The 16,751-nt window shown below is 34.9% G+C and carries 8 protein-coding genes, 1 pseudogene and 2 riboswitches; all 9 genes and pseudogenes read right to left on the reverse strand.

What is annotated here, in order from left to right:
• Positions 1 to 255: 255 nt before the first annotated feature.
• On the reverse strand, positions 256 to 591 hold the full coding sequence (locus tag GS400_RS17365) for a hypothetical protein (protein ID WP_160103910.1): 336 nt from the start codon (positions 589 to 591) through the stop codon (positions 256 to 258).
• Positions 572 to 928: a hypothetical protein gene (locus tag GS400_RS17370; protein ID WP_160103912.1), complete on the reverse strand. Its 357-nt coding sequence runs from the start codon at positions 926 to 928 to the stop codon at positions 572 to 574. Before GS400_RS17370 ends, GS400_RS17365 begins: the two co-directional genes overlap by 20 nt.
• An 8-nt stretch (positions 929 to 936) precedes the next feature.
• The gene (locus GS400_RS17375) at positions 937 to 1,284 is read right to left on the reverse strand and encodes a hypothetical protein (protein ID WP_160103914.1); all 348 of its coding nucleotides are present in this window, start codon (positions 1,282 to 1,284) and stop codon (positions 937 to 939) included.
• Positions 1,285 to 1,306: 22 nt separating this feature from the next.
• A complete protein-coding gene (locus GS400_RS17380) occupies positions 1,307 to 2,095 on the reverse strand; it encodes a hypothetical protein (RefSeq protein ID WP_160103916.1) in 789 nt (262 codons plus the stop codon).
• Positions 2,096 to 2,152: 57 nt separating this feature from the next.
• Positions 2,153 to 4,345 carry a leucine-rich repeat domain-containing protein gene (locus tag GS400_RS17385; RefSeq protein ID WP_160103918.1) on the reverse strand — a complete coding sequence of 731 codons (2,193 nt, stop codon included), beginning with the start codon at positions 4,343 to 4,345 and terminating at the stop codon, positions 2,153 to 2,155.
• A gap of 146 nt (positions 4,346 to 4,491) precedes the next feature.
• Positions 4,492 to 4,577, reverse strand: a riboswitch (cyclic di-GMP riboswitch).
• A 151-nt stretch (positions 4,578 to 4,728) separates the two neighbouring features.
• Positions 4,729 to 5,292 (reverse strand): imm11 family protein, encoded by a 564-nt coding sequence (locus GS400_RS17390; protein WP_160103920.1) that lies wholly within the window; start codon positions 5,290 to 5,292, stop codon positions 4,729 to 4,731.
• Between the two features lie 886 nt (positions 5,293 to 6,178).
• The gene (locus GS400_RS17400; protein ID WP_160103924.1) at positions 6,179 to 14,785 is read right to left on the reverse strand and encodes an RHS repeat-associated core domain-containing protein; all 8,607 of its coding nucleotides are present in this window, start codon (positions 14,783 to 14,785) and stop codon (positions 6,179 to 6,181) included.
• A 102-nt stretch (positions 14,786 to 14,887) separates the two neighbouring features.
• Positions 14,888 to 14,982, reverse strand: a riboswitch (cyclic di-GMP riboswitch).
• A 223-nt stretch (positions 14,983 to 15,205) separates the two neighbouring features.
• Entirely contained in the window at positions 15,206 to 16,489 is a 1,284-nt protein-coding gene (locus tag GS400_RS17405) for a DUF5050 domain-containing protein (protein ID WP_236561273.1), read from the reverse strand.
• 18 nt (positions 16,490 to 16,507) lie between these two features.
• Positions 16,508 to 16,582: pseudogene (locus GS400_RS20505) on the reverse strand (hypothetical protein); the annotation flags it as partial.
• Positions 16,583 to 16,751: the final 169 nt, after the last annotated feature.

The following is a 16,751-nucleotide window of genomic DNA, read 5'->3' on the forward strand; positions in this document are numbered from 1 at the left end:
TCCCTTTAAAGTAAAAGCATCCAATATATTTAAGTACATAAGTAACATTAATATTACGACAGAATTGAAATAAAAGCTTATAAAATAAAACAGAAGTATACCATTCCATTTTATTGATTGAAAGTCTTTTTTCCATAACCCCACTAACATTCTTATTCCAAAATATACGATCGATCCCCACAGAACGAGTGGGAGTAATGTAAAAAATATAAAGCCAAAAATCACATCCATAATCATAAAGTCCCTTCTAGTAATTTATCTTGATAGAATGCCCATTAAGTTTCGGTATGTGAGATATTTAAGTAAGAGGTAGGAAGTAATAAAGCTGATCAAGACATCTGATATATGTATAAGAAGATAGAAGTTAAATACATAGGAAAATACATAATAATGCAGCATTAAGGATACGATCCATAACAGGTAAACCATAAATCCCAATCGAATTCTCTCTTTAACTTTCTTATGCTGTTCCCAAAGCTGCATTAAAAAGAGCAATTCAAATATGTGTGGGAGCAAAGCATTTAGATAGAAAAACTTCTTATTTAATTCACCTACTACTAAAAGTTCTTTTTCAATCTTTTTCTTGATCATTGAACAACCACTTTTCTGGGTACCCATCCTTAGGTGTTTTATGTATGTTGTTTACAATAACGGAACCTCGGTACCACGCTGTTTTTCTTTTTCCTTCTTGTTTAAACACAACTTTATAATATCGATTTGCACCACTTAACTTTTCAAAGGGGCTAGAATCACCATTTACTTTTTCTATGTCTAAAACGGCTCCCCCATCAGCTTCAATAACCTTATGAATTTCGTCTTCATGCTTGCCCTTTAAAACGAAGTGAAAACTCAGTGCTAAAAAGCCCAGGATTAGCATGAATATTGGTAGAATGATAGCTAGAAACTTAACCCTACTAATAATGCTCACCCCCACATTTAATCAGGAATATCATGAATCAACCACTTCTCAGGATGCCCTCTTGATGAATGATCATGAATATCGTTGACCACAACTGTCCCTCTATACCAAGCTGTCTTTTTGCGACCATCTTCAGCTGTATAAGCAATTTGATAATACACATTTTCATGGTTACCTATTTCAAATGGAGTCTCTTCCTTATCTACTTTTTGAATATCTGTAACTTCTCCACCTTCCTGTTGAATTACACGATGAATTTCTTCTTTTTGTTTTTTGGTTAGGACTATGTCTGACCAAATCACTATAGTTGTGATAATTACAGCAAAAATAGGAATAGCTATCATCAAAAATTTAATCTTTTTCACTTCAATCCTCTTTCTGAAAAAATCATTTTCTTAGTTCACTTTTTGCCTCACTTAATTTATTTTTTAATGGTAAATTTCTCTCTTTGCTGGCCTTTAAAAAGTTTTCAGCCTTAGTGTAGTATTCAATGGCTTTATTAGAATCTTTGTTTTTAATGTCTTTACCATAAAAGGCATAAATGTAAGCTAAAAATATTAGGTCACTTTTTTCTTGATTATCAAATATATTTTCGACCATTTTTAATTCATCGACAGCTTCTTCTTGATAACCAAGAAAAAACTTAGCAACAGCGTAATAAAACTTAGTTCTAGCATCCACCAAGGGGGGAGTTAATGATTTGTTTTTGTCAAAGTAATATTTCTCATAAAGATCTATTATTGCATCCCATTTTTCGAGGTAAGAAAGATGGTTTAAAGTTTCCTCAAACCAAAAGACTTCCTTATATAAGTTTGGATTGATTTTTAATGCCCTTTCTTGATTAACCAATAACTCTTTAAATACATTTTCATTTAGCTGATCAGTTGTTAAATAAGATACTAAAACTTTTATAACAGAATATGCATGTATAAAGTATATCGAATTTTTAAATGTGAAATCTGTTTCATAGAAATCATTCATTTCTTTATATAAAGCGAAAATCATATCCCTATCTTTACTAATATTATTGACACATAGCATATAGGTGTAAGCCTTTTGTTCATCAGACGATTTTTTTGAATTTAAGATTAACTTGTGAATTTTATATTTTAAATTAGGATTGTTTTTCAAAACTGTACCTTCTAAGTACAATAAAAAAAGAAAGAATAGAGTCATAGAATTTCCACCCTTAACACCCTCTCCCTCCTATCAAGCAGGAAGAGGGTTACCATTTTATTCACTTCTCTTTAAAGGTTCTAATTCCACCTGTACATCTAAATTGTTCTTCAGGTCGATCACCTTTTCATATGGCTGGAAACCTTCAGCATTTATACGAAGTGTATAGGTACCTTTACTTAATGACATGATGTCAAATTCACTGTAGTTTTTGTTAATTCTAGCATCCGTTTCTTGCCCCTCTTCATCTAACAACTGAATTTCATATTCCTTCACTTTAACTTGTGTGCCTTTAATTGTTACATTACCTTTAATTTGAAGGGGGAAGACGTACAAGTCTCTAGAAATAGCCTTACCTGACTTAACTTCTACTTCCCTTGGAGCATCTTGCGTATAATGAGTTCCTTTGAATTGTATATGATACATCCCTGCAGGAATTTGTTCAGTTTTAAATCTCCCATTCTCATGGACTGTTGATGATGTTACTACTTCACCATCCTGATTCAGCAGTTGTACCTTAGCATTCTCTACATCTATTTGTTGTGTTTTGAGACTATACATACTAATAGAATAGTACCTACCATATAAGATTCCCTTGCCTTCTTCTATGGATTTAGGCATTTGAAAATGAGCCCATAAATATTCATTTTGCTCCCTCAACTTTGACAAATGATCTTGAACTGTCTTACTTGTTGAGTCTAATTGGTTAAATGAAATATCTAATAAGCCACTATATTTTTTATCTTTTACCATCTTTACTAAAGGAGAAATATCAGATATTTGATTATCATCTAAGTAGAGCCAGTAGAAATCATTCTCTAAATCCTGAAATACGGAAAGGTCCTTTATATTATTATCTGTTAGAATCAAATTTTGGACTTTATTAAGTTCACTTAGCACAGAAAGGTCTTCTATTTTATTCCCTTTCAAATTAAGGAATGTTAAATTTTCTAGTTTTTCAAGTTCACTTATATCTGAGATCCTATTATGCTTTAGATGAAGTTTTTCTAATTGATCCATTTCTTTAAGAAAGTCAAGATCCTTAAGGTCCGTGTTATTAATAGAAAGACTCTTTAACCCTTTTACTTTATTTATAGGACTGTAATCTGTAATATTATTATGAGAAATTTCCAGATTCCTCAAGCTTACCAATTCACCAATCCCCTCTAAGCTTTTTATGTTTCTATCATAAATCTCCAGGTTATAAAGTGTATCTACATCACTTGTATAAATCGGCACATCTTTTTCAATATGCTGATACATCCTTACTACCTCTTCTAGATTTGGATCTTCAAAATGAATTTCTGTTCCATAACGCACTGTATAGACATGTTGTCTTAGATTATTAACTAAATTCATCGCCTCATCGGACAATGGGTTCTCTAGTAGCGAAATATAATACAGTGCTCCTAAACTTCTTAATGGTTCAATATTTTCTATATTGTTAGAATCCATAGCTAACTTTCTTAAGTTAAACAGTTGAGCCAATGGAATAAGATTTTTTATTTTATTTTGACTTGCATATAACACTTGAAGTTGACTTAATTCCTTTATAGGATCTAAGTCCGTGATGTTATTATTTCGTACATTAAGGTACTTCAATTGTTTTAACTGTGATATTGGTTGTAAGTCAGAAACTTGGTTATTGGGCATATGTAATTCTTGAAGATTTATAGCCTTTTCGAGACCTTCCAGACTTTTTATATCACTTTCACTAAGGTCTATCCCTTTTATATTTTTAAGGTCCTGTTTTGTTACATTCTTTGTTACCTTATCTAATTGTGATATAAGTCTATCTTTTAAGTTAGGGTCAGGAATCTCCACAATATCTTCTTCGCTATATTCAGTTTCAAATTTCTTGAGGATTGGTTGGGAGAAGAAGCTCCCTTCCTGGTCACTTAGGTAATGGGTGATCACAATATAATAAATATTCCCTTCTTGATAACCACCCTCTGGAGGATGAATAACAGCTTTTCTTCCATTATCTTTTGATTCCACTGTTACCGGAATAAGGTTATCTAAGCGATCCCCCACCAAAATATTCTTTTCAAAAAGCTTTTGCTTCATTGGTCGGTCAAAGGTGATTTCCCATTTTTTGTGTATCGATACATCTGCCTCTGAATCCAATTCTTTAAAGGTGATCTTACCCTCTTCTACATTTTCATTAGCATAAGAAGTACCACCCCAATAAAAAAGAGACATAATCACTAGTAAAATTATTACTTTCACTTTCAACATCTGACGTTTCATTATTCTCCTCCTTTAAAAAGCAACCCGAAAAGCGTTAGGACCAAATTGAAAGTTATATGTCTCTAACACAAAAAACTCCGATATTTTATTTACCACGGACATAGAACTACCGTGATAAACAAATATCGGAGTTTCGTATTTACTCATACGGCAACCGGCTGTCTTAGTAAAACTATACTTTAGACCCGTGGCTTTGCGTCCTTGCCTTTCGACAAGTTTGCCCTTTTCATAAATTTATATAGGTTTTTAGTCTTGATACTTATTAATCATATCATAAATTCTAATTATTTTGAAAGCGGATTTACAAAAAAATCAAATACAATAAGATACCCTGCTAAGGTATCTTCATTGGGAATCCCTATAAAGTTTTTCAATCAACTCGTTTATATGACCTTTATTTCTAAAAAGTCACAACCTGTAACAAGTTCTTCTTCAATCTGTTCCTTGATTACACCTGATATAAAAACGGGTATTTCATCACCTTTTAACTTAAATACATTCTTCTGATTAATTCTATTCTTACTTACAGCATATTTCTTCACATTATAAAATTTTTCATCGTCTAAATCTATAACACTGTAGTCGGACCCTTCAAGGTTAAGGGCATCTAACACTGTTAGTATGTTAGCTACATAATACCCTGATAGCTGCGAATGATCATATGAGTTGATTATATTTACAGGTAAAAACTGAATTGATATACCATCCATATTCTCCAGGATATTCTTAAATTTAGAAGAAACTATAAACCACCCTAAATCGTTTGCCAAATAATCAGTAGCTATGCTCCCTTCTTTTGGGTGATAATAAAAAGTAATATCCTTATTCCACTCTTCAATAAACTTACCTTCATCTAATTCGTATTGTTCAAAACCATATGAATCTTCACAGTAACATACGATATCATCTTCATTATGAACATCTAACATTAATTTATAATATTTCATTATTCCTCCAATTTAAAACCTATTACTCTTACTCCAACTTATCCTCTTAATGATATTGAAAACTTTGAAGGACCATTAAAGAAAATACTATATAGATTCCAATATATATTACATTAAGAATATAGTTGGTGATTGCTAGCCTAGATGAATCTAATTTCATTCTTTGAAATATAATTAAAATAATTGGTGGCAAAATGGATACCAATAGATAGTTCTTTGCAAAATCACTATATACTAATGCTAGTATCAGGACATAGTTTAAAACACTAAGAAGAAATATTATTTTTGTTTGCATATAACCATCACACCTTTTTTATTCTCCCCCTAAAGTACGCCTCTCGTTTTTGTAAAGTTTTTAACAAACATAGGAACCGTCCCCATGTTATCTAAAGAGCCATTACTTAGCCCAGTATGCTTCTCGAAATTCATTAAATTCCGCCCTATTTATGCCAGATGGAAAAAGAACACAAGGACAGGTCCGTCGTCCTTAATAATCAAAAAAAAGGGGACAGTGTACCTGCCCCCCTTTGTCCCTTATCTAAAATTAAGGTATTATTGTAAACCCTTTACGCCCCACTTAGAACTCCAATAGTTAAAACTAATAGAGCAATTATATATAAAGCGTTTAAAAAAATTATTAAATTACTCACTTCTTTATTAAAAGATTTATATCTAGCACCTAAGTAGATATAAATAATTGGAGGTAATGTAGTTAAATAAAAATAATCACCAATTGTTTCTGAGAATTTCAATAAAAATATAACAATTATCCAATGTGAAAAGCTTAGCATTAAAGTTATAAACAAATAATAGTTTTTTGCATTCTTCATAATTTCACCCAGCCCTGTTATTTAGCAATCTCTCCATTCAACCCATAAAATTTTTACTATCTAAAGTTTTCATTTGGTGTACTGAGATTCGGATACACCATACTTCTAACTTCATTATAATGCCTTTTAGCTTCTATGCTGCTAATATATTTAGAGATATTTGCAGCAGCGCTTTGACTAGTTCCCCAAAAACCATCACCTTCTAAATTTTTTGTGTTATTAAATTCATTATAAGGATTTACATCATACTTGGTATGGCCACCTCCATCACTAGGACCTATATAATTATATGTTCCCATATTTATTGGGTCATTTTTATCTGTTAATAGATTTCCATCTCTATCATATACGGCTTCAAATAATCCATCAGAAGATACAAACTTGGTATTAAATATACCTTGTTCACCATTCATATGATATGCTGACTTAATAGGTGACAAAAGTTCCCATTTATTATTTTCATGCTCTTTATTGTACTGTATCAACCTATCAAGTGTCTTCGGAGCTTTATTTAACTTGTTTCTAAAGTAATGAATTCTTTTAAAAGTTTCAGAGTAATATTTTTCTTTTTGTTCAATAAAGCCAGACCTTGTCTTTATAGTTGTTGTTTTATAATTAAAAGGATCTCTACTTGTGACTAGACTATTAAATTTATCTAGAAAATTATTATATTTTCTCTCATCATTAAATTTAATAAGATTAAACTCGTTTTCTCTACTATTAACATCCTCCATTATATATTCTAAAGTTTCATATGCTCCATATTCTTTTTTTAGTTTATTAACAGCACCTATATATTCTTTACTACCTAAAGTGTGTTTTTTTATTAAATTTGAAACTTCAGTTATAGATTTTGTTAATACTTCTGTTCTACTACTTTGCGCAGCATGCACAACATTTTGTTCGTCTACTTTAACTTCTTGAAGATTATTTGATTCTCTTTCTATATCTGTAGCAAATTCAGCCTTAATTGTATAAGATAGATTATCATTATCCATCTCTTTAATAGTCACAGAAATATCTTCAGCGTTTGTCAGAGGTGGACCACCATAATTAATAGAAATAAATTCCTGGTTTTCTCCACTTATTTCATCAGCTGAAATAACTTCTGTCCAATTATAAGAATCATGATCACTATAAGTGTCTGAATATGGTCCAAGTTTCCCAGTATCTAAACCATCTTTATATTTAACTCGTAAATAATAATCATAATCCCATGTTTCAGTAACAGATTTATGATGATAGATTTCTTTTCTGTCTTTAAATGTAGCCCTACCAGTAACTCTATCATCATAATCATAGGTATAATCGTCTAACACCCATTTCTCAATGACCCATGAAACATCGTCTCGTACACCTGGATCATCACCAAACCTCATTGTTATATGACTACTTTGTCCTACCCACTCCGGCACATGCCCAGTCGGATCCAACATATTAATCGGATTATTCATCACGTAAGCATAACGATTCTGGCTCAACGGATTCGTTAACTCTCCTCGATACGTATCCTGAGTCATAAATCGACCGACGGATGGATCGTACCAGCGGGCGTTCATGTCAATTAGGCTTGATTTGTCATCGTAGCGCTGGCTTGTGTAGCTTACATGGTTGTAAGGTGCTGTAATACCGGTTTGGATGCCACCAAATGCATCGTAACGGTAGTTTTCAATCACATCACCATGACGGTCTGTAATTGAGCTTACAGTATTTAGACCATCCATTTGGTAATACATTAAACCGCCTGTTGTTTTTAAGTTCGGCTCTTTGGCTGGATTTATTAAGCCATGATTTCCAAACATTTTGCGAGAAACAACTTCTTGATTAGGTCCCATGTAATACTCTGCATACGGAGAACCTTTGTCACTATATTCTTTGTGCAGGTTTGTGGTCATGCCTTGATACATATAAGATATTTTCGCTACATCCATTTGAGATTTCAGCTCTGCATCTTCCCCGTATTTCTTATACAATCCATATTTATGTCCTTTACCCGGATTGTCTAGAGGCCCATGACCATTCCCTTTGTTCTCTTTGGACTTATTTGGTTTTTGAGACTGACCTGGATTAGATCTTGGTGTACAATCTTCTGGTTGATTGCCTTTTTCTTTCCCTTGTCCCTTACCATTGCTATTACTATTTTGGTTTGGTTTGTCATTATTAGCTTGACCAACTTGGTTTTCTTGTTTCTTTTGTTGTCCTTTATTATCTTCCTTATGTTTTCCTTTTGCTTTTCCTTGACCTTTTTTGTCTTCTTCTTGTTTGTCTTTCTCCCCATCTTCTTGTGGCATCCAAGACATTTCTTCACGATATACTTTACGCCCTAGTCCATCATAGGCATAGCTGACGTAGCTTCCATCTTCGAATTCAACTAGGTCTAATTGGTTAAGCACATCGTAACTAAAATAAGCCGTTCCTTCACTTGTCGTACGAGAGGTTACATTTCCATTTCCGTCATACGTAAAGGATGTGTCCCCTGCAGACAACAGTTGGTTCATCTCATTATATTGATAACGTGTTGTACTTTCATCTGTAGTCATAGACAATCTGTTACCAACAGCATCATACGTGTACGATACTTTGTTGTATGGATCAACTAAGTAATCTGGTTGATCATTGACCGCTTCAAAGGATTCTTGCTCTGGTGTTTTCTGTTCAAACGGTTTTTGCCCATGTCCATTGTTTCCTTTACCTACTACAACGGGCTTACATTTTTTCGATAGATCTTTATCTTTATTTTTAGCCTTTGCTTTTCCTTTTCCTTGACCATTATTTGATCTGTTATCTTTATTGTTTGAAGGTCCCTTATCTTGATTTGATGAGTTGTTATTTCCACCATTATCAGAAGAAGATGACCCACTATCATTTGAAGTATCTTTTTCAGGTTTACTATTCGAACTATTATTGTTAGAAGGGCTTTTATCTGGTTTTGAATTCGTCTTTGCTTTATCCTTCTTCGCTACAATCCAATACCCATAGATCGGTTTATCCACCGGTATAGATGCTACTTGCTCCTTACTTTCATCACTTTCTGTTTTTCCATCTTCAGGTGTATTCGGTTCATCCGTTAGACTTTCAATCTTTTCTTTCGGATAGGTAACTTCTGTAAGACGATTCAGTGCATCATATTCATAGGTAGATGTTGCACCATCCTCTTCTGTACGACTTACTCGATTTCCTAATTCATCGTATTCATAGGCAAAAGAAGAAAGGATTCCTTCAGAGCCATTATTGGTGATCTTGGTTATGTTCCCTTCTGAATCATAGTTTCTAGTAATCTCATTGCCATTTGCTAGATTACGATTCGTTTCTCGTCCAAGCTCATCGTATTCAAAAGTTGTAACATTTTCATCAGGATCTTCTACACTAGATACTTGATTGCGATCTGTGTAAGTATATGACGTTGTGCGATCCTCACTGTTTGTTAAGGAAGTGACATTGCCTACTGCGTCATACTCATATTGGATCGATTTATCAAGCGTTTCATTACGTTGTTCTGTCATTCTTCCCGCACCATCATACGAAAAGCTCTCCGTTACTTTAGGAGATTCCATAGAAGTAAGCTGACCTACTTGGTTATAATCAAACGTATATTCCTCACTACCAGCATCGATAGAGGATACGTTACCCTGCTGATCATAATCGTATTGAATTTGTGTTCCGTTCGGCTGCTGAATACTTGTCAGCTGATTGGCTTCATTGTACTCATAATCTGTTTCATGATTTAGAGCATTTGTTTCTTGTACTTTGTTTCCATTTAAATCATAGGAAAAAGATGTTTGATTTCCGTTCGCATCTTTAACAGATTTCAGTAAACCTTGTACATTATAAGAATAAGAAGTCTTCCCACCTAAAGCATCTTGAACTTCTTTCAAACGACTCAATGGGTCGTATTGATATTCTGTACTATGTCCTAAAGGATTTTCAGTTTCGATTAGATTACCAGCAGCATCATAATCATACTCATATGTTGCTCCTTTAGGTGTAGTGGTTTCCACAACACGATTCAGTGCGTCATACTGATACTTGGTTTCATGTCCTTGAGCATTTATTTTCTTTTTCAAGTTCCCTACAGGATCGTATTCATATTCTGTTGCGTATCCTTCTGCATCTACTGTTTTTGTCATACGACCTACATCATCATATTGATAGCTCGTTTTATTATTTAGTGGATCAATTTCAGCTAAAAGGTTGCCCTCAGCATCATATTGGTAGGTATAACTTTCATTTAGAGGGTTTGTTACCTTTGTTGGATTCCCTAAATGATTATATTCATAGCTCCATGTGTATCCTAGAGCATTTGTTCGTTCGACAAGCTCATTTCGCTTGTTATATTTGAACTTCGTTAATGCTAGAGAAGGATCCATTTTTCTCTTTAAGTTACCTACTTCGTCGTAGCGATAAAGAGTTGTTTGATCAAGTGGATCTACTTCTTGAGTTCTTCTGCCTAACTCATCATACGTATATTCCCATACGCCACCTTCAGGCTCTTTATACTCAATAAGGTTGCCCGCTTCATCATACTTATAAGTTTCTTCTCCGCCAGATGGATAGCTAACTTTTTTAGGTTGATTATTTAAGTTGTACACGAATGACGTCGTTTCATCTAACGGATTTGTTTGCTTAGTCTTGTTTCCTACAAGGTCATATTGGAATGTAAACGTCTTATCTCGCTTATCTTTAAAGGAAGTGACGTTTCCAAGTTCGTCATATTGATAATCTTCTGTATGACCAAGAGGGTCCTCAACCTTCGTTACTTGACCTAAATCATCATAGGTATAAGTTGTTTCATTTCCTTTTGGATCTACTTCTTTAACAAGCTGATCCAGCGCATTGTATTGATAGGTTGTGGTAGCGCCCTCAGCATTTGTAATGGAAACTTTGTTTTGTTCATCAATATAGTCATATTGTGTTGTCTGGTTTAAACGATTTGTTTTCGTAAGAAGGCGCCCTAATGCATCATAAGCAAATGTCGTTTCTTTCTTTTTAGGATCAATCTGCTTCGTTACTTGTCCCAGCTCGTTATATTCATAGGTTGTTGTATTTCCTAGTGGGTCAGTTAAGGATTTTAATTGTCCTAAAGCATTGTAATTGTATTCTGTTTCCGATCCATTTGGCTTGATTAGACGCTTTATCTGACCAGCATCATTGTACTCTTTGATCGTCTCTTGTTCTAACGCATCAATAACTTTCTCCACTTGTCCTAGAGGGTTATATTCATAGGTTGTTACATGGCCTAATGCATCTTCGTATGTTTTGACTTGACCATTACCGTTATACGTAAAAGTAATTTGATTATCTAGCGGATCTTTCACACTTTTTACATTTCCAGTCTTCGTGTACGTATAGGTAGTCTTTGCCCCTTTAGGATTTATCTCGGCTTTAACGCGACCTAGGTCGTCATATTCTTTTTTATAAACGGCTCCATTTGGCTGCGTAATCTTCTTAACGCCTCCAAGAGGGTGGTACTCATACTTCCATTCCTGTTTGGCTGAATCAATCATCTTGGTCATTCGACCCAGATCATCATACTGCCATGTTGTTGTCTGTTCTAAAGGGTTGGTCATAGATGTAAGATTTCCATCTACATCGTAACCTAAGGTTGTTGTACCATTTTGATCCGTAATCGTTTCAATGTTGCCACGATCGTCATAAGTGTAGTTTGTTGTTTGCCCCAATGGATTTGTTTCTTTTTCAAGACGTCCATGTTCATCATACTGATAGGTTACACTTTTTCCATCTGGACGAACCTTCTTCGTAACTTGATCAAGCGCATTGTATTCAAAAGATGTTTCTTGATCTTTTGCATCGATCTTTTTCTCTAATCGTCCAGCATCATCATATTCAAAACGCGTTTCTTCACCAAGTTCATTCACAATAGATGTGACTTGATGCTGTTGATTGTATGTGTACAAAACTTCAGCTTTTTTTGGTGTCACATATGTGGTTTGATTCTTTTCATCATCATAACGCCAAGAATGGATGTTTCCTTCAGGATCTTCATATTTCGTAAGACGGTCTAATTCGTCATAACTATATTTCTGAATGTTTCCTGCTGCATCCTCGATAGCTTTGAGACGACCAACATCATCATACTGATAAGTTGTGGTCTCATCTAATGGGTTTGTAACCTTTTTAACCCAACCATTGTCATTATAGGTGTAAGTGAATTCGCCATCTGCCGCATTAATTCTTTTCTTTACACGTCCGAATTCATCATATTGATAAGAGAAGGTTTGATCTAAAGGACCCTCTACTTTATCTAGTTTTTGATCACCCTCGTATTTAAAGGACTGTGTGGTTCCGTTTCGATGATCTTGTTTTACTAGCCTTTTTAGTGGGTCATAAGTAAAGGTTTCAGATGTTCCATCAGAATAGTCTTTTTGCTCTACAAGACCTAAGTCATTATAGTGATAGGTAACGGTTTTTCCTGATGGAGAAGTCTCCGTTTTTAGGTTTCCATACGAATCATAAGAATAAGAGGTGGTTCGATTGTATGGGTCCTTGACGGTTTGTAGATAACCTTCACTACTGTAGGAATAGTCCGTTACACGTCCCAAACCATCTTTTACTTTATCTACTTGCCCCTGATCTGTATAAACATAAGTTTTCGTACGACTCGGTGAGGTAATTTTCTCAACACCATAGGGCCCATATTCATAAGAAGTCTTCCCATTGTTGTTGGAGGCCTCTTTTGTTCTCCCTAAAGCATCTCTAGTAATATCTGTTGTTTGGTCTAATGGATTTTCAATTTCATCTACGCGACCAGCCTTATCATAGTGATACTCATACTCACGTCCGATAGCGTCCACAAATTTTGTTAGCTGTCCAAGGTCGTCATAAATATAACGACTGACATTTCCCATTGGATCCTTGATCGTTTCACGACGTCCTGCATCATCATAGGTGTATGTGGTGGTATTTTCTCCGACAATCTTAGTAAGAACATGACCGGCATCATCATAGGTGTAGTTCACCGATTTTTGCTCGGGCTTTTTTGAATAAACCATACGTCCAAGCTCATCAAATTGATAATCTGTCTCTTCTTGCATAGAGTTGATGACTCTATCTAAATTTCCGTATTGATCATAATCAAAAGTAAGAACTTCATCATTTTCATCAATTACTTTTGTCATTTGACCTTGTCCGTCATATTCAAAAGTCGCATTAACGCCATTTTCTTCTTTGGTATCAATATTACCGTTTTCATCATAAGTAAAGGTTTTTTCACGACCATCTGAATATTTAATGGAAGTCGGTAGTTCCCACTTCTCATGATATTCACGGTCTACGACTAAACCATTTGGATACGTTTCTTGTTTCTTTAATCCATTTTCATAATAGCTGAATGTTGTTACACCTTGTGGGGATTCTTTTTCCGTTAACTGATGATCTTCGTTGTAGGTGTACTTGGTGATTTCCCCTAGAGGATTTTCTTGTTGTGTGATGTTCCCATCGGTTAGTTGGTAATTCCATTCATCTTGTAAAGCATTTTTCTTCGTATAAGAGGTTACATTTCCGTCACTATCGGTTTGGAATTGATATTCAAAAAGCTTCTCATCTCTAGCGTTATAAATTGCTTCAACACGGTTGTTCTGGTCATATTGGTATTCAATTGTTTCGCCTAGATCGTTTGAGATGCTTGCTAAGCGATCGTTATTGTCATAAGTATAGTGAATGCTTCGACCATCTTGCTTGGTCATTTTCTTAAGACGTTGTGAGTCATCATATTCATAGGAAATGCTGTTACCTAATGGGTCGATCATTTCACTAATGACTTCTCCATCCCATTTAAACGTAATGACACGATCACTTGTGTCGGTAACTGTTTCTAGTTTTCCATTATCATAGTAATCAAACTCCATTACGTTTCCGTAACGATCTTCACGTTTGATCATTTTCCCTACAGATGGATCTTGGTTTTCACGCCATGGTGCAAAATATCCGTTGTATGTAATCTTTGTTCCTTTTGGCGTTTCAACGACATATTCAAACTGACTTTCACGAGTAAGGGTATCTCCGTTAGCTCCCTTTTCATAATGACCTTTATGTAGTTCATAGTTTGTCATATCATCGCCATCATAGCTTGTAATGAAAGCATCAAAATCATCTTTAACAAATGTATAATTTAGAATAGTGCCATCTGATCTGAATTCTCCCATAGCAAATTCAGCATACATTTGAAGTTTTGAGTTGAAGTTATAACTCCATCCCTTCCCAAAAGCTCCTGTTTTATCATTATCACTGGAATACCTACGCTTTAAGTTAAAATCAAAACCGATACCCGGCACTACTAAATCTTCTTTTTGAAGCGTTAGATACCCTGTAGTGGCACTTACATGTTCATCAGCTTTTGATATTGGTGATGAAGGTCCATGCTGCCCCTTTGTTTGCCCAGTATTTTGAGGGGCTGAAGGTGCCATCTTAGTCGTATTCATATTAGGAAGTTGAGGTTGCGTCCCACCTCCTGGATTAGGTACATAGGGATTTTGTTGATTAAATTGCGGTAAAGTTTCCAAAATCGAACCTGGATCCATAGTCTGCTGATTTTTCTTTGCTGCATACGCTTGCAATGGATAGGTTACTAAACTACTAAATAAAAGAATAAAAACAAGTGCAACTGCACTGAGTCTTGTGAACCATATACGATATGATTTTCTCACATTAAACTCCTCCTTTTTAAAATTTGAACAAACAAAAAACCCTTTTTCATCACGATCAAGCCAGACTCAATCAATCGTGATAAAAAAGGGAAGGATTTGAGTTTCGGCGGCCCAGCCGTCATGGAAGTGTAGATAACCACTTCTTTAGACCCGTGACTTTGCGTCCCTATTTTTCAATAGGTTTGCCTTTATCGACCAAATTATAGTCATTTTGTTGTACGACTTAGATTATACATGAATCGTCATGAAGTTCAATTTCTCTAGTTAATTTGATAATTTTGGTCTATGAATTCGACATAATGCGACATTAGGATTACACCGATAGTAGTTTTTTAATCACATATAATTAGATAAAATTAGTTTATTTAATGCATAAAAGGGCACAACCATTTCTGGTTATGCCCCACGGAAAATACAACTTTATTTTGTAGCTTTCTCTACTTCAGAAAAAGAAATCGTCACAGGAAACTGATGGCGATCGTCCCCGTTCTTTCTTATCTTATACCACTGATATGTCCCATCTTCTGTATACATACTATAGTATAGCCAATCACCATGAATCATGACCGAACCTCCATAACCATTAGCGTCTAGTTCTTCATGAACAGTCCCATCAAGGGAGTACATATTCAGGCTACCATTTTCACGACTAATATAGTAAACACGTTCATCTGAGATATTAAAGCCTATCATAGACTTATCTAATACTTTCTCCTGCTGGCTTCCGTCCAAGTTCATTTTATAGAGATGATTTTGATCAAACTCATTCACATAGTACATTTCACCCTCGTACACAGCATAATAAGTTACCATGTCTGATGTAAGTTTCATCTTCTGGATTCCATCCGTTTTAATACGATAGAAGCCACCACTCTTCGAATCTACATAATAAACCCAACCTTGGTGAACTGCAGAGGTAAACGGTGAGCTTGTTTCTGTAATTTTGACTAACTGTGATCCATCAGTTTTCGCTTTATAAATCGCTTCTTTTTCAGGATTTGTGTAATACATCCAGTCATCAACTACATGCAAATACATGGCAGGTGCGTTAACAAGCTTTTGGCGGCCTGATCCATCCTTCTTAATCTTATAAATCGATAAGTTGTCTTGTGCATTTGAATAATAAATCCAATCACCAATCACATTTAAAAAGGCAACATTATTCTCTTGATCGGACGCTACGCGGTTCACATATCGTTCATTCTCAGAAACCTTCCAAATACCAGCGTCACCAAAGTAAACCCAATCGCCTGATTTAGCAAAGTTCCCGCTATTGATGATATTTGATAGCTTGTTACCGTACTCATGGGGAACAAATGCTTCATTTAAATGACGTGCAAGGAATGCCGAGAATTCTTGTCTAGTAATATTCTTTTTCGGGCGGAATGTACCATCTGGATAACCGATTGTAATGCGATTACTAGCCAAAGCTGAAATATAAGCTTTTGCCCAATGACTGTCTTTCACATCAGTAAACGTGATATCATCTTGACCTTCTAAATCATAAGCCTCTGATAAAATTTTCGCCATTTGAGCGCGAGTTAAAGATGCTTTGGGAGCAAACTTTCCTCCCCCAACTCCGTCAATAATTTCGAGTTCTTTCGCTTTGGCGATCTCTTTATAACCTGAGAACCCTTTTGGAACATCCGTGAAGTTTGGATCTTGCACTTCTGATAGATCTACATGCATCTCACGGATAATCATACGCACCGCATCTACCCTCTTAATTTCTGCTAGTGGTTTAAATGTAGTTTCAGAAAAACCATTGATAACCTCTAAGTTATGTAAATACTGAATTTCCTCTTCAAATCGAACTAAATCTTGAAAGGTATTCGTTTTTCAGCTTCTACATTTGGTAGATCAGTATGAAAAACAGCTAAAAAGACTAGCATACCTAAAATGATACTTCTGACATTCATGTTGTTAAAACTCTCCCACTTCTTTGTAATATTTTTGTTACATTTTG

The sequence above is a fragment of the Pontibacillus sp. HMF3514 genome (assembly GCF_009858175.1).
Taxonomy (GTDB): domain Bacteria; phylum Bacillota; class Bacilli; order Bacillales; family BH030062; genus Pontibacillus.